The following is a 19,935-nucleotide window of genomic DNA, read 5'->3' on the forward strand; positions in this document are numbered from 1 at the left end:
GCGTTCCGACTACCTTGCGCGCCGATGTGGACCCACTCAGCCCGGTCGAGAGCTCGTTCGCCGTGGGGCGCCCTACGCGCGGGCCCGCCGCGTGACCGAAGGGGCTCTCTGCGCACGTTGAGCGCGGCGCTGCTGGTCGGGTGTCTCGGCGGCTGCTTGTCCAACGAAGGCGCCGCACCTCCCGAGGCGTTGCTGTTGTCGCCCATCGCGACAGCGCTGGTTCCCTCCACCGGGACGCCATCCCATCTGTTGGTGCTCAACTCCAACTTCAACCTGCGTTACAACGGGGGCTCGCTCCACAGCTACGACCTCGCCGTCCTCAACAGCGCCATCGACAGCGCGTGCGTGGCCCCACGCGTCGGTCTGACCGACGCCGAATGCCGGGAGAGTGAGACTTGTGCGGTGGCCGCATCGTGCGTGTTGGTGCCAGAGCAGCTCACCGACGTAGACGATGCGGGCGGGCAGCTGCTCGTGACCTCCGTGCCCGGTCTGCTCGCAGGTGAAGTGCGGGTAGGGAGCTACGGGTCGAGCATTGCGGTCGACGCGAACGCCGCCCGCGTGTACCTCGCCATCCGGGCGGACGCCGACATCACGGTCGTCGATCTCCAACCAGACGGTGGACTGAGCTGCGGTGGCAACGGCGGCGAGCTGCACACCTGCGACACAGCGGCGCGGCACATCGATCAAACGCTCGCCAACGCGCGCGGCGTGACGCTCCAGCCGGACCCGCTGGGCATCAGCGTGCAACCGCTCGCGGACTTGGTGGCTGGTGACGAAGGCAGCGCCCTGATCGTCGCTCACCGCTCCGGCGCGGCCAGCTTCATCGTGGACCGGGGCGACAGCCTCACGCTCGTCGACAGCCTCGACGGGTTCTCCGAGGAGCTCCTGGCCGCGACACGCGGCCCGGACGGCAAGGTGTGGATGCCGAGCTCGCTCTCCCCATTCATCGCCCGCATCGGGGTCGGTCTCGACGGGTCGGCGGGCCTCGTGGCGGAGGACGGCTTGCTCTACAACGCTGGCCTGGCGCGCGTCACGGGTGTGACGGGGGACGGGGCGCTCGACGCGCGCGGCGTGGCGTTCGACGGCGCCGGGAACACCCTGGTGCTCACGCGCTCGCCGGGCACCCTGGTCGTGACAGACGGGGGACTGGGTCCGGACGGGCGCATGCGGGTGCTCGACAGCATCGAGGTCGGGGTCGGGCCATCGCGCGTTCGTACGGCCATGCTGCACGGCCGCGAGTTCGCCTTCGTCAGCTGCTTCGACAGCCGGGACGTGTACGTGGTGGACCTGCTCACCCGCGAGCTCGCCGCCGTGGTGCGCGGCATGACGGGGCCGTTCGAGTTCGAGCTCGACGTCGCGCGCGAGCGCGCCTACATCGCGGACTTCCGCACCTCGGTCATCCGCGTCGTCGACCTCGCCCCAATGCTGACGTGCATCGACGAACCGGGGGTACCTGGGCGCGAGTGCGCGCCCGAGCTGATTGGGCTGGTGGGCCGTCCCACGACACTGCAAGGAGGTCTGCGATGACCCGCCCGGTCCGACAGCCGGCTCGCGGCGCACGCCCCGGTCACCGAGGAGCGGCAACCGCTCCATCCGCTGGGTTGCTGGTCGCCGCGCTGCTCGCGCTGCCAGGCCTGCACCTGCTCACCGCGTGCGGCAATCAGGGGACGGTCATCCAGCCGCGCACCTTCGATCGCCCCGAGCGTGTGGCTTTCGGTTGCTACGACCGCTTGGCCAACGTCTTCGTGCCGCTCGCCGGGTGTGACGCCGTCGAGCTCGACCGCGACGAAGAGGACTTCGCGCTGATCGGGCTCGTGACCCAGACCGCCCAGGGGGAGGTGGCCGCCGTCGACCTGGACATGCGGCTGGTGCTGGACGCCGACGTGCGCGTCCCGGGCTTCACGTTCGTGCTGGTCGGAGAGAACCCGACCGCCATCGTCGTGCCCACGCTCACGGCGAGGCACACCTACGTGGCCAACCAGACGAGCCGCACCATTACGTGGTTGCCGCTGGCGCAGTTTCACCCCGACGCGCAGGCCACCGACGACGTCGGCGGGCAGCTGGCGCTGCCTGGCTCACCGTCGGACATGGTGCTTTCGCCGGCCGAGGACTTTCTCTACGTCGCCCTCCCAGACAACGGCACCATCGGCGAGATCGCCGTGGACTCGACCAACCCGACGGCCCCGCTCACGTTCGTCCGTGAGATCGCGCTCGATGCCACGATCCCGACGCAGGTGGCCGCCGTCGAAGCCGCGGCGCCGTACCGGCGCTTTTGTCCGACCGGCTACGAGAACAACCTGCCGCAGCCGGAGCTCGCGGCGCCGCGCGCTCCGATTCAGGTCGGCGCCACCCCTCGTCCCTCGCAGCTCACCGTCGACCTCAGCGCGACGCCGCCGGTGTTGCTCGTGTCAGATGCCAACCTGCCCATCATCCACCGCCTGGTGCTGGACGCGGCCGGCGCCGATGCGGCGGCGCTCACGCCCCTCGCGCCGGGTGTGCCGACCGAGCAGGTCGTGGTCACGCCCCCCGTGCCGGCAACCACGGGCGACAGGAGCGCGACGCAACGCTACCTGTACGCCATCGACGTGACCGACAACTCCGTGCTCGCCATGGACTACACCGTTGGGGCTGCCAATTTCGGGGCGGTGCTCTCGGTGAACACCGGCGACAACGCCCCGGACCGGCTCGCGCTACGCGCTGGAGCAGGGCGCTTGCGCGTGGTGGAGCCTGGGTACGTCGTGACCGGCGGCAACGCGCCCGCCGAGTGTAATCCGGCGGTGGAGAGCGAGGCCGAAGAGGCGCTGCCGAGCACCTTGCGTGGTGTGTTTCTGCTCGCGGGTCAGGTGGACGGGAACCTGGCCATCGTCGACGTCTACGATCTCGACGCCCCGTGTCGGGGGGGTGCGGGCTGCGCCAACCCGGACAACGAGAACGACGTCCACGTGCGCATCGAGCGACACCGACCCCGCATCGGGACGTTCACACTGGACGACCCCGACGTCGTGGGCTTCCCCGCCCTCAGCTTCGACGGGAGCGCGGGGCAGATTCAAGCGAGCGGATTCCCGTCGACTGGTTCGGGACCACGCCTGGAGTCGTTCGCTTGCCCGAGCGGGATGGTGCGGGTCTACCCGGATAGCGGGAGCGCCCTCATCTGCGCCTCGGCGGACCCGTGGTCGAGCCCCGCCCAGAGCTGGTCCGCCGAGTGGGAGGGGCAGCTGCCCTTCGCTGTGGGTGGCGGACGCTTCGACACCTCCGACCTCAGTCAGTTCATCACAGCCGACGCTGACCTGTGCGCGTGGGGCGTGCTGGGTGAGAACGACGTGACGGCATCGGGCCTCGCCGCCGACGATCCGCTCAGCGGATACGTCGGGGATCGCTTGGTCCTGACCGGCGAGCTCGTACCCTCCATTCAGAGCGCTCTCGACGCGGGGAGCAGCTCGGCGTTCGAGCGCTGCCGTCCCTTCCTCGATGCGGCCGACCGTGATCAGGTGTTCCTCGAGATCACCGACGCCCGCGAGGGCTCGTTGGCCCTGCGCGTCCCCGTACGACGCGGCGTGAGCGGCACCCCCATCGACGGTGACCCGCTCGTGACCTACACGCTGGAGGACGTCGCCACCTGCTTCCCGGGGATAACGCCGTTCGCCATTCACGCGCGCACCTCTTACGTGGTGCGAAGCTCTTTCGCCTCGTACCTGCACCGCGTGGTGTCGGACGGGGGCAGCTGTCGCGTCGATGCCGCGCGTCCGGTCGACCCTGCCGACCCACAGACCCGCGTCGAAGGGCGCGCGTTCGTCGGGCGGCCATACGTGAACCCGTACCTGGCGTTCCACATCAGCGACCGCCGCGCGGATGGATCCACCGTGGGCAGCATGGAAGGCCTCCGTTCGGTCTTCACCGTCACCACGCGGCTGCTGCCTGCGGTCGCCGTCATCGACATCGGGCGCATCGTGTCGGACGTGCTCCTCACGCCGAACCGGGAGAACCTGATCGTCATCGACTCCGCGGCGTCGTCCCTTGGGCAGTACGCCCTCGACCCCCTCGTGCGCCAGGCGTCGGTGCAGTAGGCGCGCGCGTGGCCGCGAGCAAAGGTCACTCGCCCGTCATCCAGCAGTTCCTGCGGGCCAAGGCGCAGTACCCGGACGCGCTGCTGTTCTTCCGACTCGGGGACTTCTACGAGCTGTTCTTCGACGACGCCATGCGCGCTGCCGAGCTGCTCGGCATCGTCCAGTCGTTCCGCGGCAAGGACCCGGACGGAAACCCCATCCCGATGGCCGGCGTGCCGCACCACGCGGCAACCGGCTACCTGACGCGTCTGCTGCGGATGGGGGAGAAGGTGGCCATCTGCGAACAGATGGCGGACCCATCCACGGTGAAGGGGGTCGTGCCGCGCGAGGTGGTACGGGTCATCACGCCGGGCCTGTGTCTCGAGCCGGACGCCCTGGACGACCGCGCCGAACACCTGCTTGTTGCCGTGCATCCCAGCGGTGAGCGCGTGGGGCTGTGCGCGTTCGACCTCTCCACGGGCGCCCTGCGCGCATGCGAGCTGCCCGACGTGCGTGCGGCGTTGGCCGAGCTGGCGCGCCTCGATCCGCGTGAGCTGCTGCTGCCGGAGCTGAGCGGGGAGCTTCACGTGGCGGTGCGCGAGCAGCTGGCCGAGACGCCGCTGCAGCGAGGGCCCGAGCCCCAGCCAGGCTTGCTCGAGCAGGTGCTGGGGGCGGTGCAGGCGGCCGACGTGCGGGTCGCGTTCGCGCGGGAGGCACTCCTGGCGATCGAGAGCGTCGTGGCGTACGCGAGCGCGAGCCAGCCGGGCAGTGTGCTCTCGGTCCAGCGCGTGGGGCGCTACGACCCGAGCGAGCAGCTCATCCTGGACGAGACGGCGGTGCGCAACTTGGAGCTGGTGCGCACGCTCGGTGGCGAGCGGCAGGGGTCGCTGCTGCATCATTTGGACGTCACCAAGACGCCCATGGGCGCGCGCCTGCTACGTCGCAGGCTGCTCGCACCGCTCACCGACGTGGCGCGCATCCGGCGACGGCACGACAAGGTGGAGGCGTTGGTCGCGGACGCCGCGCTGCGTGCGAGCCTACGTGCGACGCTCGGCTCCGCCGCTGACCTAGAGCGCCTCGCGACCCGCGCCGCGATGGGCAGCGCCACGCCACGAGACCTCGGTCAGATGCGGGCCAGCCTGCAGGCCGCCGAGGCCTTGGCGGAGCAGCTCCGGCACGCAGGCGGGGGGCTCACGGACGATCCCTTGGCCGAGCTCGTGCCGCGGGCCCTGCAGCCCGAGCTGCGGAAGCTGCTGGAGCGGGATCTCGTCGATGACCCGCCCACCGTCGCGCGCGCGGGCGGCGTCGTGCGGCCCGGGGTGGACGCCGAGCTGGACGAGCTGCGGCGCCTGTCCGAGTCGGGCAAGGACGTGTTGCTCGAGCTGGAGCGGCGCGAGCGGGACGCGACGGGCATCGCGTCGCTGAAGGTCCGCTACAACAAGGTGTTCGGGTACTTCTTCGAGGTCACCCGCGCGAACCTCGCGGCGGTCCCAGCGCACTTCGTCCGCAAGCAGACCATCGCCAACGGCGAGCGCTTCGTGACGGAGGAGCTCGTGGAGCTGGAGGAGCGCATCCTCACGGCCGACGACCGCGCCAAGGCACTCGAGGAGGCCCACTTCAACCGGCTGTGCGACGCCGTCTGCGCTGCGACGGGTCCACTGCGCGAGCTGGCACGCGAGCTCGCGGTGCTGGACTCCCACGCGGCCCTCGCGGACGTAGCGCATCGCTTCGACTACGTGCGCCCCATGGTCGACAACGGCGCGCAGCTCGAGCTGCTGGAGTCGCGGCACCCCATCGTGGAGCGCCTCGCGGCCGCTGGCGAGTTCGTCCCGAACGACGTGCGCCTGGACGCCGAGGGCGAGCGCCTGATGGTGCTGACCGGGCCCAACATGTCGGGCAAGTCGACCGCCATGCGGCAGGTGGCGTTGGCCGTCATCTTGGCCCAGGCGGGCGGCTTCGTCCCCGCTGCGAGCGCCCGAGTGGGCGTGGTCGACCGGGTCTTCACGCGCGTCGGCGCCAGCGACAACCTGGCGCGCGGACAGTCCACGTTCATGGTCGAGATGAACGAGGCGGCCGCCATCTTGCGCGGCGCCACGACGCGGACACTCGTCATCCTCGACGAGATCGGGCGCGGCACCAGCACCTACGACGGTCTCAGCATCGCGTGGGCCGTGGCCGAGCACCTGCACGACGCCATCGGCTGCCGCGCCATCTTCGCCACGCACTACCACGAGCTGTGTGAGCTGGCCGAGACCCGCGCGGGGGTCGTGAACTTCAACGTCGCCGCCCGCGAGCACGGCGAGAGCGTGGTGTTCCTCCACAAGCTGGTCCCCGGTGGCGCCAACCGCAGCTACGGCATCGCGGTCGCGCGGCTGGCGGGCGTGCCCCCCATCGTGCTGGCCCGCGCCAAGGCCTTGCTGCACGACCTCGAGCGCGGCGCGGCGCTGCCCTCCGGGGGCCACGCCCGCGTCCGGCCCGTGGACGAGGCGGGCAAGGCCCAGCTGTCGCTCTTCGTGCCCGCGAACGAAGCCCAACAGGGGCCCTCGGAGGTGGAGCGCACCCTCGCGGAGCTGGACGTCGACCGCATGACGCCCTTGGACGCCCTCGTCGCGCTCTCGCGCCTCAAGGCTCTCCTCCACGAGCGCGAGTAGCCGCGCGTCCCACCCACCGAACGTGGTTGCTGGCGGGGCCAGTCGCCGCATACTGCGGGGGCCGACGCTCGGCCTCCTCCCATGGAAAACCTCGTCCCCAAGACCATCCAGCAGCTCGCGCCTTATGTCCCCGGGTCCCCCATCGAGCAGATCCGGCGCGAGTACGGCATCCAAGAGCTGGTGAAGCTCGCCAGCAACGAGAGCGCCATCGGGGCCTCTCCGCGCGTCGCGGAGATGCTCGAGCAGCTGATGGCGGACATCCACCGATACCCCGATCCACGCGCACACGACCTGCGCGCAGCGCTCGCGGCCCACTGGGGTCTTGCGCCGCGCGAGCTAGCGTTCGGCAACGGGAGCAACGAGCTGATCGACCTGGTAGGGCGCGTGTTCGCAAGCGCAGAGGACCACGTGGTCTTCGGGGATCCTTCCTTCCTCTGCTACCGCATCGCGTGCGTGGCCGGGGGCGTCCCGTTCACCGACGTGCCCTTGGTCGACGGCGTGAGCTGGGACGTGGACGCGATGTTGGCGGCGGTCACCCCGCGCACCCGCATCCTGTTCTTGTCCAACCCCAACAATCCCACCGGCGCGTATGTCGGGGAGGCGGCGCTGCGTCGTCTGCTGAGCGAGCTCCCGCGCGAGGTGGTGCCGGTGCTCGACGAGGCCTACGCCGAGTTCGCCACCGCCACCGACTACGTCAGCGGGGTCACGCTGCGCGCGCTGCATCCTCGCACCATCGTGCTGCGCACGTTCTCGAAGGCCTACGGCCTCGCGGGGCTGCGCGTGGGCTACGCCATCGCTGCGCCCGACATGATCGACTGGATCGAGCGGCTGCGCGCGCCCTTCAACGTGAACACGCTCGCGCAGGCAGCCGCCATCGCTGCCTTGTCGGACGCCGAGCACCTCGCTCGCGCCGTCGCCCTCAACGCGCGCGAGCGCGCCCGCGTCACGAGCCACCTCGCACAGCTCGGCTTCGCCGTGGCTCCCAGCGAGGCCAACTTCGTGCTCGTGTCGGTCGACGCTCCCTCTGCCGAGGCTTACGAGTGGTTCCTGCGACGGGGGGTCATCTTGCGCGCCTTCGGACCACCACTGACCCACCACCTACGCGTGAGCCTCGGCGCTCCCGCCGAGAACGACACCATGCTCGCGGCCTTCGCCGCGTTCGCGGCGCGTCACACCACGGCCACGCGTACCGCCCCCGAGAGCACCCCATGAAGCGCTACAGAGTCCAGAAGAGCGGTCCCCTCCGTGGGTCCGTCGCCATCCCTGGCGACAAGTCCATCGGCCACCGCGCCATCATCTTCGGCGCGCTGTCGCGCGGAGAGTGCTCCATCACGGGCCTGTCGGGGGGGCTCGACAACGTCGCGACCGCCAACTGCTTCCGCGCCATGGGCGTGTCCATCGACCTCGGCGACCGTTCGGCGCGCGTCCGTGGCGTCGGTCTGCGCGGGCTGCAGATGCCCAAGACCGTGCTCGACTGTGGCAATTCGGGCACCAGCATGCGGCTCCTCGCGGGCCTGCTCGCGGCGCAGCGCTTCGGCTCGCGCATGGTGGGCGACCACTCGCTCACCCGCCGGCCCATGGGCCGGGTGATCGAGCCCTTGCGCGCTCGTGGCGCCCACATCGCCGGCAGCTCCGGCAAGAAGCCGGACGCGCTCTATCCGCCCATCTCCATCGCGCCGCTGGTCGAGGGCGAGTTCATCTCGGGCATCGAGTACGACATGCCCATCGCCAGCGCCCAGGTGAAGAGCTGCATGCTGCTGGCCGGTCTCTACGCCAACGGCCCCACGACCATCCGCGAGCCCGTCCTCTCGCGAGACCACACCGAGCGCATGATGATGGCCCTCGGTGTGCCGCTCGAGACGGCAGGGCCCATGTGCCGCCTCGACCCCCAGGACGAGGGCTGGTCGGGCGGCTGGGACCCGTTCACCTGGGAGGTCCCTGGCGACCCGTCCAGCGCGACGTTCATGCTGGCCGCGGCGCTGATGGTGCCGGGCAGCCAGGTGTGCACCACGGGCGTCGGCGTGAACCCCACACGCACCGGCTTCTTCGACGCGCTGCGCTTCATGGGCGTCGCGCCCGCCATCGAAGCGCAAGGGGACGGCGCGGGGGGCGAGCCCGTCGCCAACCTCACGGCCAGCTTCGGCAGCGCGCGCGGCACGGCCGTGGGCGGAGAGCTGCTGGTGCGCATGATTGACGAGGTGCCCGCGCTCGCGGCCCTCGCGGCCACGGTCAAGGGGCGCACCGAGATCCGCGACGCCGAGGAGCTCCGGGTGAAGGAGAGCGACCGCATCGCGGTGATGGCCAAGGCCCTACGCGACTTCGGCTGCCCGTGCGAGGAGCTGCCCGACGGCATGGTCATCGACGGCGGCGGGCCGCTCCATGCGGCTCGGGTGGAGAGCCAGGGTGACCACCGCATCGCGATGAGCGCGGCGCTGCTCGGTATGGTCGCCGAGGGGGAGACCATCGTGGACGACGTGGAGTGCGTCGAGACCAGCTTCCCGGGCTTCCCCGAGCTGTTGCGCTCGCTGGGGGCGCACATCGAGGTGGAGGTCGTCTCGTGAGCGGGGCCATGGCGTCGCGCTCCCGGCCGGTGGTCGCCATCGACGGACCGGCCGGCGTGGGCAAGAGCACGACGGCGCGCAAGCTGGCCGCCGAGCTCGGCTTCGTGCTCGTCGACACGGGCGCCCTCTACCGGGGCGTGGCGCTCGCCGCGCGCGACGCCGGGGTACCGTGGACGGACGGGGAGGCGCTCGGGGCGCTGGCCACGGGGCTCGACCTCACGTTTCGGCTCGCGCCCGATGGCGAGCCCCGGCTGTGCATCGCCGGGCAGGACCGCGCCGACGAGATCCGCACGACCGACATCGCAGCGGGCGCCAGCAAGGTCGCCACGCATCCCCCGGTGCGCGCTGCGCTGCTGGGGCTCCAGCGTCGTCTCGGCGCGGAGGGCGGGGTCGTCCTCGAGGGGCGCGACATCGGCACGGTCGTGTTTCCGGACGCCGAGGTGAAGGTGTTCCTGACGGCGGCCGCGACCGAGCGCGCCAAGCGCCGGGTGCTCGACCTGGCGGCCCGGGGAACGGCTGCGGACGAAGCCGAGATCCTGGCGCAGATCGAGGCCCGCGACGCGCAGGACAGCGGCCGCGAGGTGGCGCCGCTGCGCCCCGCCGAGGATGCGGTCCACCTGGACAGCACGTTTCTGGGCATGGACGAGGTCATCGCCCAGATCGCGGCGCTCGCGCGCGACGCGGGCGCCTGAGGGGCCTCTGGGCCTCAGCTGCCGGACTGGCCGCGTCGTTCGGCGAGGGTGTGGGTCTTCACCAGCTGACCACAGGCGGCCTCGATGTCCCGGCCCAAGCTGCGCCTGACCGTCGTGGTCCTGCCCTGCGCCTTCAGACGCGCGGCGAAGCGCTGGCAGGTCGCAGGGTCGCTCCCGACGAGGTCGGGCGCGGACGCGATGGGGTTGTAGGGGATCACGTTGACGTGCACGTCGAGCCCCGCGGTGAAGTCCAGCAACGCTCGGAGGTCGTCGTCGGTGTCGGTGAGGCCCGCCAACATCAGGTACTCCAGCATCACGGGGCGCGCCTGGAGCTCGTTCAACGCCCGCACCGCGCGCCGCAGCTCGGGCAGCGGGTAGCGCCCCGCGAGCGGGATGATCTGCGCACGCGACGCCTGTCGCGCGCTGTGCAGGCTGAGCGCGATCCCCACCCGCGGGAAGCGCTCGGCGAAGCGCAGCATGCCGTCGACGACCCCGACGCTCGAGACCATCACCTTCTGTGGCGAGAGGTTGAAGCACCGAGGATCGACCAGCATGGCCACCGCCTCGGTCACGGCCTCTTCGTTGTGAAAGGGCTCCCCCATGCCCATGAACACGACGTTCCGTAGGCGGCGCCCCTCGGCCGCCAACAGCCTGCCCGCGACGACCACCTGCCCGAGGATCTCGGCCACGCTCAGGCCGCGCGCGACACCCATGCTGCCCGTCGCACAGAAGCGGCACGCGGCAGCACAACCCACCTGGCTGGAGACGCACAACGACGAACGCCCCGTGGTCGGTCGCAGGACGACGGCCTCCGTCAAGAGGCCGCTGCCCGTGCGGAACAGCAGCTTGCTGGCACCGTCCACGGTCGAGTCCAAGCGCTGATGCAGCGAGAGGGGATCGAGGCTGATGCGCTCGGCCGCGGGGAACGCGGCGAGCACCTCGTCGTCGCCGCGGAACGCCTTGAAGTACGCGTTGCGCAGCTGTCGCACGTGCTGAGGATGCAGGCGCGCCTCCCGGCGGACGCGCTCGATGGCGTCCGCGTCGTAGATGCTGGCCGGCTCCAGGGGTGTCACCCCACGGAGGCTGACCTGAAACTCACCGAGCGACAATCGCGGCGTCGTGCGCGTTTGGGGCGGCCTCCGCGTTGGTGGCCGCCGCGTCGGTGGCGTCCGCGTCCGCGTCCGTGCCGTCCGCGTCGGTTGCGTCCGCGTCGGTGGCGTCGGCGGCGCTGGGTGCGCTTGCGGACTCTGGCGTGGACGCCGCGACCGGTTCGTCCCCCGCGTCGAACTGATAGCGCAGCCCCACGGCGAACATGTCCGCCGACCAACGATAGCGTCCGTTGCCGATGTACACGGCGTCGGCGCCGCTGATGGGCGGACGGATGCCGTTGGGCTGCTGCACCTCGCTGTTCGTGACGTTGCGGTTCTGCATGAAGATGTGCGCGTAGGCCGCATCCAGGTAGAAGCCGTCGGTCACTTGCACGCTGCCCCCGAGCCCCAGCACCACCTTGCGGGTGTCGATGGTCATCACGGTGAGCGTCCGGTCGCCAAAGCCCGAGCTCTCGAAGCTGAGGCCTGCGCGCAGGTCCATGCGACCCTCCAGCACGCTGAGCTCGCCGCCGATGCGCAGCGAGAGCGTGTCGTTCATGTCGCGCCGGATGTTCAGGGCGCCCACCGCGTAGTCGCCGATGGCCGTCACGTTCGTGAGGGTCACGTCGGTCGGGCGAATCGCGATCTGCCGCTGGCGTGACCAGCGCTCCCAGACGAACGCGGCCTCGAGCCGGAGCGCGTCGAACAAGCGGACTTCGGCGCCCGCGCGGACGATCACGGGCAGCGGGATGTCCACCTCGGCACGGTCCCCCTGCACCTCGGCTCCTTCGAAGAACGGGTCCGCGGGGAGGCGCACGCGCAGACGAGCCGTGCCTTGGATGCCACGCGGGTAGAAGCGCACGGAGGCCCCCAGCCGCAGCTTGTCGAAGTCGGCGATGATGCCCACGTGCGGGGCCAGGTCCCAGAAGCGCTCCAGCGACATCGCGGCGCGCGCGTCGAAGTCCGGGTTCTCGGATTGCGCGCAGATGGCGTTGTCGCAGGCGCTCAGCGCGACCTCGGCGTTGAAGTTGCCCAGCAGGACCCCGAGACCCGCGCCAATGGAGATGCGGGGATGCGGCCTGTAGGCCAGGGCCGCGTCCAGCTGCACCAGCGCCGTGCCCGCGAGGCTGTAGAGCGAGTAGCGCTGGGGGGCGGGCTCGCAGTCCTGGTCGGTGGACGGGTCGCAGCGACGTCCGTTGGCCGTCACGCCATCCGGGTAGTCGCCCAGCAGCGCGTTCGGCACCAAGAGGCCCACGCCCAAGGTCAGGTCGTCGCGCAGGGGGTGGCTGTAGGCGATGCCCGGGATGGGCAGGGGCAGGGTGTCGAGGTCGATGGTGGGGAGCGTGTTTCCGCCGGCGTCCACCCGCGTGTACTGGCCACGGAACCACGTGAAGCTCACGTCCAGCATGAGCTGCTGGCCGGAGTAGGCCAGGCCGGCCGGGTTGTAATGGAGCGCCTGTGGGTCGTCGGCGCCAGCGACGAAGGCGAAGCCTCGACCTGCGGGCCGCGTGCCCCGGTCGCTGAAGTAGAAGCCACCCGCGCGGGCAGAGGACACGCCCCCGAGCAGGGTGGTCAGGGCGAGCGTGCTGACCAGGAGCACGCGTGGACGGTTCGTTGTGGTCATCACTCGCCCTCCCGGGACTGCACGACGCGATAGAGCCGCTCGAGCCCGCGTTCGGGGTCGAGCAGGAAGTCGCCCACCTCGTGCAGGAGGACGGCATGGTCGCCGGCGCGGAACGTCGTCCGCGTGTGGGGGGCGGCCCGGTTCACCTCCGCGATCACCTCCAGCAGGGTGTCGAGCGGCGTGCTCTCGTCGGTGGGGCCGCGCGCCGCGACGGTGCGGCCCAGCAGCTCGCTCAGCGTGTCGTCGGTGTCCAGCTGGGCGACGTCCCGGAGCAGGGTCACCGTCTGGTCGGACACGCTCCCGGTGACCTCTACGGCGGCCCCGGTCTCGAGCGCCTCGAGCACGTTGGGCGCGAGCGCCGTCGCCAGCACCCGGCCGAGGGGGCGGAGGTGGTCGTCGTCGTCGAGCACTTGCAAGAGGTCTGACAGCGCCACCAGCGTCGTCGCGTAGCCGCCCGCCACCGCGGCGTCCTCACTGAGGAGGTGCTGCAGCAGGCCCAGCACGGCGTCGCGAGCCGCCGTGTCCGAGGCCAGCGCGTCGAACAACCCCAGCAGCGCCACCGCGAGCGGCCCGTCGAGCGTCGTCTCGGCGCGCCCGCTAAGGCCCTCGGCCCAATCACGCAGGTCGCCTTCGGCCAGGTGCGTGTCGATGCGACCCAGCAGGAAGTCGACCAGCACGACGAGCACGCCATGGGTGCGACGGTTCGTGAGCCCGAAGTTCGGGCCGTCGGAGGTGATGAGCAGCAGCTGGTCGACCAGCGTCGAACGCGCACGCAACCAGCGCTCGTGGGCAGGCTCGTCCGCTTTCCACGTGGCATCGACGTTCGCGAGGGCATCCAAGAGGAGATACACAGGCGAGTAGTTCACCGTGCGCGTGCCCCCGTTCGTCATGGTGGTGCGACTCCCGGCGCGGTTGCGCAGGGAGGGGTGTTGCTGGCTGTCCACCGCCATGTCTGCGGCGTCCGCCAAGGCGTCGATGCCGTCCACCCCCGCGCGCAGCGTGAGCGTGTCCGCCACACGGAGGAGGCGGCCCAGGCGGGGCACCAGCTGACCCGCAGCATCCTCACGGCATGTCCTCCCCGCCCCGCTGCGGTCCCAGCTGCACCCTCCGAGGAGTCGTATCAAAATGGGTTCATAGCGCACCGCCCCGTCAGCGTGGGCGTACCCGGTGCCGCTCGGGTTTGATTCTTGATACATGCCGTTCGCGGCCGTCGGGTAGTGCTGGTGCAGCGCCGCCGCGAGCGCGCCGAACAGGTAGTCGCCCGTCCGTGTCTGCGCCGGGTCGAAGTCCGTGAAGACGCTCAGCAGCGGGGTGAAGGCCTCGTAGAACGTGATGTTCGTAGGGGCTGTGGGGCACGTCTGCGCGGCCTCCAACAGCTGGTCGCCGCAGAAGCGGAAGCTGCGCTCCCACGCCAAAAGGATGTTGCCCGAGTGGCGCGTGGCCACGTCCACGCCGTCGCGCGTGGTCGGGCGCTCCAGCATCTCGCTCAGGAACTCGTTCCACTCCGCGTACACCAGCCGGTTCATGGCCTCGGGGGTGGGCCGGGTGGTCAGTCCTGGGATCTCGCTGTTGTCCTCCAGGATGCCGTCCAAGGTCAGCGCGCTGATGCCCAGTGCCCCCGCGATGTTGGTGAGCGTGGTCAGGTAGCCGGGCAGGGCGGCGCTGATCTGCGGCTCGAGGTCGAGGCGTCCCTGGATCGAGAGCACGTAGGCCTCCGTGGTGTTGTCGAGGCGGAGCAGCTCGCAGCGGTCGAACGGCTCCAGCTCGAGCCCCACGGCGCGCAACAGGACGTTGTCCATCAGGTCGATGCGCAGGCCCCCCACCCGGATGATCATGTGGGCGTCCTGCTTGTTGCAGAACTCTGCGCCGTCCAGCTCGTGCATGACGCTCAGCGTCTGTTGCAGCAGGCTCTGGTTGGTGCCGTCGTCGGGGCTGCTGCGCACGACCTCGTTGGTCCACTCCTGGCCGCGCAGCAGCGGGGTGTCGCGGCCCCCGTTCGCGGCCGCGAGGGTCTGGCGGTCGCGGTGGCGCGCCATCTCGGCGAGCATCTGGCCCAGGCGCTCCGAGCGGGGGTCGCTCAGCGCGCGGAGCAGCGCTTCCAGCATGCCGCTGCGGCGCGCCATGCGCTCGGTGACCGACAGCACGTCGTCCCACAGCTCGTTGTCCTCACGCAGCGCGACGTCGGGCATTCCGTCTGCGACCTGGTCACCGAAGAGCCCGGCGTCGATCAGCGCGGCGAGCTCGTCCTCGTGCTGGCCGAGCAGCTGTTGCAGGACGAGCAGCGCGTCGCGCGTCTCTTCTTCGTCCAAGAGGGCCGATGCGGCGTGCAGCACGTCGAACAGTGCGCCGCTGTCCGTGTCGTGTCCGGTGTAGGGATGTGCGAGCGCCCCGTAGTCGCGCGTGGTGTTCGCGGGGGGACCCAGCTGAGCCAGCAGGGCGAGCACGGCGTCCTCGGCGACGGGGGTCTCGCCACTCACCCATGGGCGTGCCTCGCGCAGGACCGCCGCGAGCAGCGTGCCGTCGGCTTGACGTGCCTGGAACAGCGGCAGCTGCCCCTCACCCGCCGCGAGCCCGCGCGCGTCACGCAGCGCCGTGTCGAACGGGGCGTCGAGCGCCGTCGGGTAGGGCGTCGGCAGGAACAGCTCCTCGCCGTCCGCGCCGACGAAGCGGTCGTCCGCGTTTACGTCTGCCAAGCCGTCCCCGTCCTGGTCCACGAAGCCATTGACGTTCAGCGCCCGTGGGACTGGCAGCCCACGCTCGTCGCGCACGACGTAGGAGCCGCTGACGCCGCCCTGGAAGGACGGATGGGTCGCGGCGAGCAGGGCGCGCGACACGTCCAGCGTGCCTTCGGCGTCGGGGTCATCGGCCGTCAGGGTGGCGAGCTCCAGCGCGAGCGAGGCCTCGATGCGCAGAAAAGCGTCTCGCGCGGAGCCACCCTCGGCCAGCGCGCCGAGGCCAGTCCGGGTGAGCGCGGGGAGGTCCGGGTAGCGCAGGACCGGTGCCAGCACCCCGAGCTGGAGTGACGTGCTGCGCATGCCCGAGCGCGCCGACATGCGGCCGAGGGCATCGACCACCTGGGCATCGGCCTCCATGCGCCCGAGGAGCGCGCCGATGGCGCCCGTCGCCTGGGGGAGCTGCTCGGCGGGCGCGTCGTAGAGGGGGAGGATCGCCACGAGCAAGGCCTGGAGGTCTTGCTCGACGGTCGCCGGGAGCACCCGGTCCAGCGCCTCCACCGTCTCGGGTCGCTGCTCGGCCAGCGCCTGTAGGCGCCCTGGTGCCGCGCTCTCGCTCGGCGCCTCACCACGGCACAACGCGCGGCTCTCGCTCCCGCTCACATCCGTCGGGTAGGCCTCCCGGGCGATGCGCTGGCAGGCCACGCGGTAGACCTCCTCCGCGAGCGTCCCGCGCACGACCCCTTGGCGCTCCGTGTCCATGGTGGGCGCGCAGGCCAGCAGGGCACAGACCCCGGCGCACGCGAACAACCGCTTTCCTACACGTGTCATGACGAACGACCTTTGTCTACGTTCCTAGGCACGACCCGACATGCGCCGAAATGTGTGCCGAACGAGATTCTATAAGAGAACTATTGGCCGTCCGTCAACCGGATTCACCTCTTTCTTGCTTTTTGCCGCGAGCCCTCCCGCCGCAGGGTCGTGCCCTTCAACCGCGCAGGCGTAGGGCCAGGGCTTCGACGTGCTCGTCGCGCACACCATGCTCGGCCAGCGCCTCCGCCAGGCGCAGGACGTACTCCACGTTGGGTCCACTCGGTCCGTGTGAGCGGCGCACCTGCGTCGCGATCTCGTCCAGCGGCGCGGGACCCAAGTACTCGGCGTTCGCGGGCGTGGCGACGTAGACGAGCGCGTCCACCGTGTCGCCGCGGGTCAGGGCGACAGGCAAGCGGTGTCGCTCGTAGCCGCCTTGCTCGCGGTGGTCGAGCTGGGCGAGCACCGCGTCGCGCGCCGCGTCGGGGACCTCGTAGGCCATCCCCCAGCAGCGCTCGCTTGGTGCGGACACGAGCGTGACCACGCGGCCAGGCGCCCCGGGAACCCCGCGATGGTCCGTGCTGCCCTGCCAGAAGCGCCGGGCGTAGCCGGGCAGCCAGCCGGGTTCGCGCTGCGAAAACGCGAAGGCCGGTCGGAAGACGAGCGAGCCGTAGCCGAACACCCAGAGAGGAGACACCGGGACGATGTAGCGCCCGGGGCGTCCTTCGACCACGTGGCTGGGTTCGTGGCCCGGTGAGTCAGCGCAGCTGCGCCTGGTGGTCGCGTGCGTAGTTCTCGATGGTTCGGGGAGCCCGCCCGAGCACGCGCGCGACGTCGTCGCTCACCTCCGCCTCGAGCCCTGCGCGGGTGCGCTCATGGACCCGCAGGGCCGAGTCCACCAGCCAGGAGGGCATGTCGGAGGCGCGCATGCCTGCGGCGGCCTTCTCCGGGTTCACCGCGATGTAGCGCACGGGCGCCCCGCGCGCGTCGCCGAGCGCCTGGGCCACGCGGTGCATGTCGATGGCCTCGCCCCCAGTCAGGGTGTAGGTCTTCCCGTGGTGTGCGTCGGGGTCGAGGAGGGCGGCTACCGCCACGTCCGCGATGTCGCGTGCGTCGATGTACGGCAGCCGCGCGTCTCCGATGGGCAGCGCAATGCGCCCGTGGGCACGGATGCCCTCGGCCTGATGGGTCAGGAAGTTCTGCATGAACGAGCATGGCCGCAGCACCGTGTAGCGGGGCGCGCGCGCGGCGACGTCGGCGTCGATCTCGCGGTGCCAGGCGCGCAGCTCCGACTCGAGGTCCCAGGTGGCCGAGCGCGACGACAGGCGCACCACCTGCTGAACACCCGCGGCGAGGGCGATGTCGAGGGCGCGCCGACTCAGCGAGACCTGCTCCTCGATGAGCGGCGTCATGAAGAAGAACGCGGCGACACCCACGAACGCCGCCCGCATGCTGGCCTCGTCCGTGAGGTCGAAGGGGCGTGCTTCGACGCCGACGCGGCTGCGTGAGCCGGGCCGGAGGGCTGCGATGGGGGCCAGCTCTCTCTGAGTGGCCAGCGCGCGCAGCACCTCACCACCCACCGTGCCCGTGGCCCCCGTGACAAGGACTGCTCTCATGGCGCGCACGATAGCAGACGCGAGGGGGTGCATTGACACGCGTGATGGCCGCTGCTATCCGTACGCCCCCCACGGGTCTCCGTGAGGACCTCGCTCCAATTGGTCGGCTGCTTGCGGCCCCACCAACTCTCCCCCCGGGAGAGCCGCGCGGACGGAAGCGCAACGTGGTCGACCAAACGGATATTCCCAGTACCCCAACCGGGCTTCGGGCCGGGACCGCTTCGGGTCACCCCCAAGGCACGCAAACCACTACATGAACGACACAACTCAGGCCACCCAGGCCAACCCCGCCGCCGAATCCTTCGCGGCGCTCTTCGAAGCCTCCGCGACGCAGTCCGACCAGATCAACGAAGGCGACATCGTCTCCGGTTCGGTCCTCAAGGTCGGCAAGGACACCGTCGTCGTCGACATCGGCTACAAGTCCGAAGGCGTCATCTCCATCAGCGAGTTCTACGACGCCAACGGTGAGCTCAGCGTCGCCCCCGGTGACAAGGTCGACGTCCTCGTCGAGAGCAAGGAGAACGAGCACGGGCTCGTCATGCTCTCCAAGGAGAAGGCGGACAAGCTCAAGGTGTGGGACGAGATCAGCGCCGCGTGCGAGCGCGACGAGCTGATCGAGGGCACCATCACCCAGCGCGTGAAGGGCGGCCTCTCGGTCACCATCCCGGGCGGCGTGAAGGCCTTCCTCCCTGGCTCCCAGGTGGACCTGCGCCCCGTGCGCAACCTGGACAAGCTGCTCGGCCAGACCTTCGACTTCAAGGTCATCAAGTTCAACAAGAAGCGCGGCAACATCGTGCTGTCGCGTCGCGTCCTGCTCGAGAAGGAGCGCGACCGCTTGAAGGCCATGACCCTGGAGAACCTCCAGGAGGACCAGATCGTCACGGGTACCATCAAGAACATCACCGAGTACGGTGCGTTCGTGGACCTGGGCGGCATCGACGGCCTGCTCCACATCACGGACATGAGCTGGGGTCGCGTCAACCACCCGTCGGAGATGTTCGACGTGGGCGACGAGGTCACCGTGCGCGTCCTCAAGTACAACGCCGAGACCGAGCGCGTGTCGCTGGGCCTCAAGCAGACCATGGAAGACCCGTGGAACCAGGCGGCGGACATGTACGCCCCCGGCAAGAAGGTCTCCGGCAAGGTCGTGTCCATCACGGACTACGGCGCCTTCGTGGAGCTGCAGCAGGGCGTCGAGGGCCTCATCCACGTCAGCGAGATGACCTGGACCAAGCCCAAGCACCCCAGCAAGGTGCTCGACATGGGTCAGGAGGTCGAGTGCATCGTCCTCGACATCGACGCGCAGAACAAGCGCATCAGCCTCGGCCTCAAGCAGCTCGAGCCCGATCCCTGGACGGTCTTCACCGACAAGTACAACCCCGGCGACGTCATCCTGGGCAAGGTGCGCTCCATCACGGACTACGGTGTCTTCATCGGCATCGAGGACGGCGTGGACGGCATGGTGCACAAGTCCGACCTCAGCTGGACGCAGCGCATCAACAACCCGGCGGAGCTGTACCGCAAGGGTGACGAGGTGCAGGCCATCATCCTCTCGGTCAACGACGAGGAGAAGAAGGTCAGCCTCGGCATCAAGCAGCTCTACGAAGACCCGTGGATGTTCATCCCCGACCGCTACCCCGAGGGCACCGTCGTGGAGGTCCGCGTCGTCAGCACCAACGAGTACGGCGCCCACGTCGAGCTCGAGCAGAACGTCGAGGGCAGCATCCCGCGCGCCGAGATCCACCACGACCTGTCGGTGGACCCGGGCTCGGTCCTCAACGCCGGCGACATCGTCAAGGCCCAGGTCATTCGCCTGGACGACGAGGACCGCCGCATCACCCTCTCGCTCAAGAGCGCCGAGGGCTCCGAGGTCCGCAGCGAGATGAAGTACGACCCCGAGGCTCAGAAGGCTCGCCCGCGCGCGCCCCAGCAGAGCTCGCGCCCGAGCGCGGCCACCCTGGGTGACCTGCTCAAGGGCAAGCTGGGCGACCTCAGCGTGGCGCCCTCGTCCGACGACGACGACGCCTGATCGCGGGGTAGCGCGGACGACGCGCTGAACCCAACGGCACGGGCCGGCCTCTCTGGGGTCGGCCCGTTTCCGTTGGAGCGTGCAGACGCTCCGTAGAGGCAGTCGGCGCCGCGAGGCGGCTCAGCCGACGCCCCTCGTCGTAGGCCGAC

12 protein-coding genes are annotated in these 19,935 nt (G+C 70.5%); 7 read left to right on the forward strand and 5 right to left on the reverse strand.

Annotated features, from left to right (window positions below; translation table 11 throughout):
* Window positions 1-117: 117 nt before the first annotated feature.
* From H6726_13955 to H6726_13980, 6 genes are all read left to right on the forward strand, one after another.
* Window positions 118-1,527: a hypothetical protein gene (locus H6726_13955; GenBank protein MCB9658750.1), complete on the forward strand. Its 1,410-nt coding sequence runs from the start codon at window positions 118-120 to the stop codon at window positions 1,525-1,527.
* On the forward strand, window positions 1,524-4,064 hold the full coding sequence (locus H6726_13960; GenBank protein ID MCB9658751.1) for a hypothetical protein: 2,541 nt from the start codon (window positions 1,524-1,526) through the stop codon (window positions 4,062-4,064). Before H6726_13955 ends, H6726_13960 begins: the two co-directional genes overlap by 4 nt.
* An 8-nt stretch (window positions 4,065-4,072) precedes the next feature.
* Entirely contained in the window at window positions 4,073-6,694 is a 2,622-nt protein-coding gene (gene mutS, locus H6726_13965; GenBank protein ID MCB9658752.1) for a DNA mismatch repair protein MutS, read from the forward strand.
* Between the two features lie 81 nt (window positions 6,695-6,775).
* Window positions 6,776-7,906 carry a histidinol-phosphate transaminase gene (locus tag H6726_13970; protein ID MCB9658753.1) on the forward strand — a complete coding sequence of 377 codons (1,131 nt, stop codon included), beginning with the start codon at window positions 6,776-6,778 and terminating at the stop codon, window positions 7,904-7,906.
* A complete protein-coding gene (gene aroA, locus H6726_13975) occupies window positions 7,903-9,255 on the forward strand; it encodes a 3-phosphoshikimate 1-carboxyvinyltransferase (protein MCB9658754.1) in 1,353 nt (450 codons plus the stop codon). Before H6726_13970 ends, aroA begins: the two co-directional genes overlap by 4 nt.
* Window positions 9,256-9,263: 8 nt before the next feature.
* Window positions 9,264-9,947, forward strand: a complete 684-nt coding sequence (locus H6726_13980) for a (d)CMP kinase (protein ID MCB9658755.1) — start codon at window positions 9,264-9,266, stop codon at window positions 9,945-9,947.
* A 14-nt stretch (window positions 9,948-9,961) separates the two neighbouring features.
* On the opposite strand, the gene H6726_13985 is transcribed toward H6726_13980, so the two are convergent.
* The 5 genes from H6726_13985 to H6726_14005 form a co-directional block, all read right to left on the reverse strand.
* Window positions 9,962-11,020, reverse strand: a complete 1,059-nt coding sequence (locus H6726_13985) for a 23S rRNA (adenine(2503)-C(2))-methyltransferase RlmN (GenBank protein ID MCB9658756.1) — start codon at window positions 11,018-11,020, stop codon at window positions 9,962-9,964.
* Between the two features lie 22 nt (window positions 11,021-11,042).
* Window positions 11,043-12,659 (reverse strand): outer membrane protein transport protein, encoded by a 1,617-nt coding sequence (locus H6726_13990; protein MCB9658757.1) that lies wholly within the window; start codon window positions 12,657-12,659, stop codon window positions 11,043-11,045.
* Window positions 12,659-16,162, reverse strand: coding sequence for a hypothetical protein (locus tag H6726_13995; GenBank protein ID MCB9658758.1), 3,504 nt, complete (start codon window positions 16,160-16,162; stop codon window positions 12,659-12,661). Before H6726_13995 ends, H6726_13990 begins: the two co-directional genes overlap by 1 nt.
* 157 nt (window positions 16,163-16,319) lie before the next feature.
* A complete protein-coding gene (locus H6726_14000; GenBank protein MCB9658759.1) occupies window positions 16,320-16,847 on the reverse strand; it encodes a gamma-glutamylcyclotransferase in 528 nt (175 codons plus the stop codon).
* 52 nt (window positions 16,848-16,899) lie between these two features.
* Window positions 16,900-17,757: an NmrA family NAD(P)-binding protein gene (locus H6726_14005; GenBank protein MCB9658760.1), complete on the reverse strand. Its 858-nt coding sequence runs from the start codon at window positions 17,755-17,757 to the stop codon at window positions 16,900-16,902.
* A gap of 253 nt (window positions 17,758-18,010) precedes the next feature.
* Between H6726_14005 and H6726_14010 the strand changes: the two genes are divergently transcribed.
* The gene (locus H6726_14010; GenBank protein MCB9658761.1) at window positions 18,011-19,786 is read left to right on the forward strand and encodes a 30S ribosomal protein S1; all 1,776 of its coding nucleotides are present in this window, start codon (window positions 18,011-18,013) and stop codon (window positions 19,784-19,786) included.
* Window positions 19,787-19,935 lie beyond the last annotated feature (149 nt).

It is taken from the genome of Sandaracinaceae bacterium, assembly GCA_020633055.1.
Classification (GTDB): Bacteria; Myxococcota_A; Polyangia; order Polyangiales; family Houyiibacteriaceae; genus JADJJE01.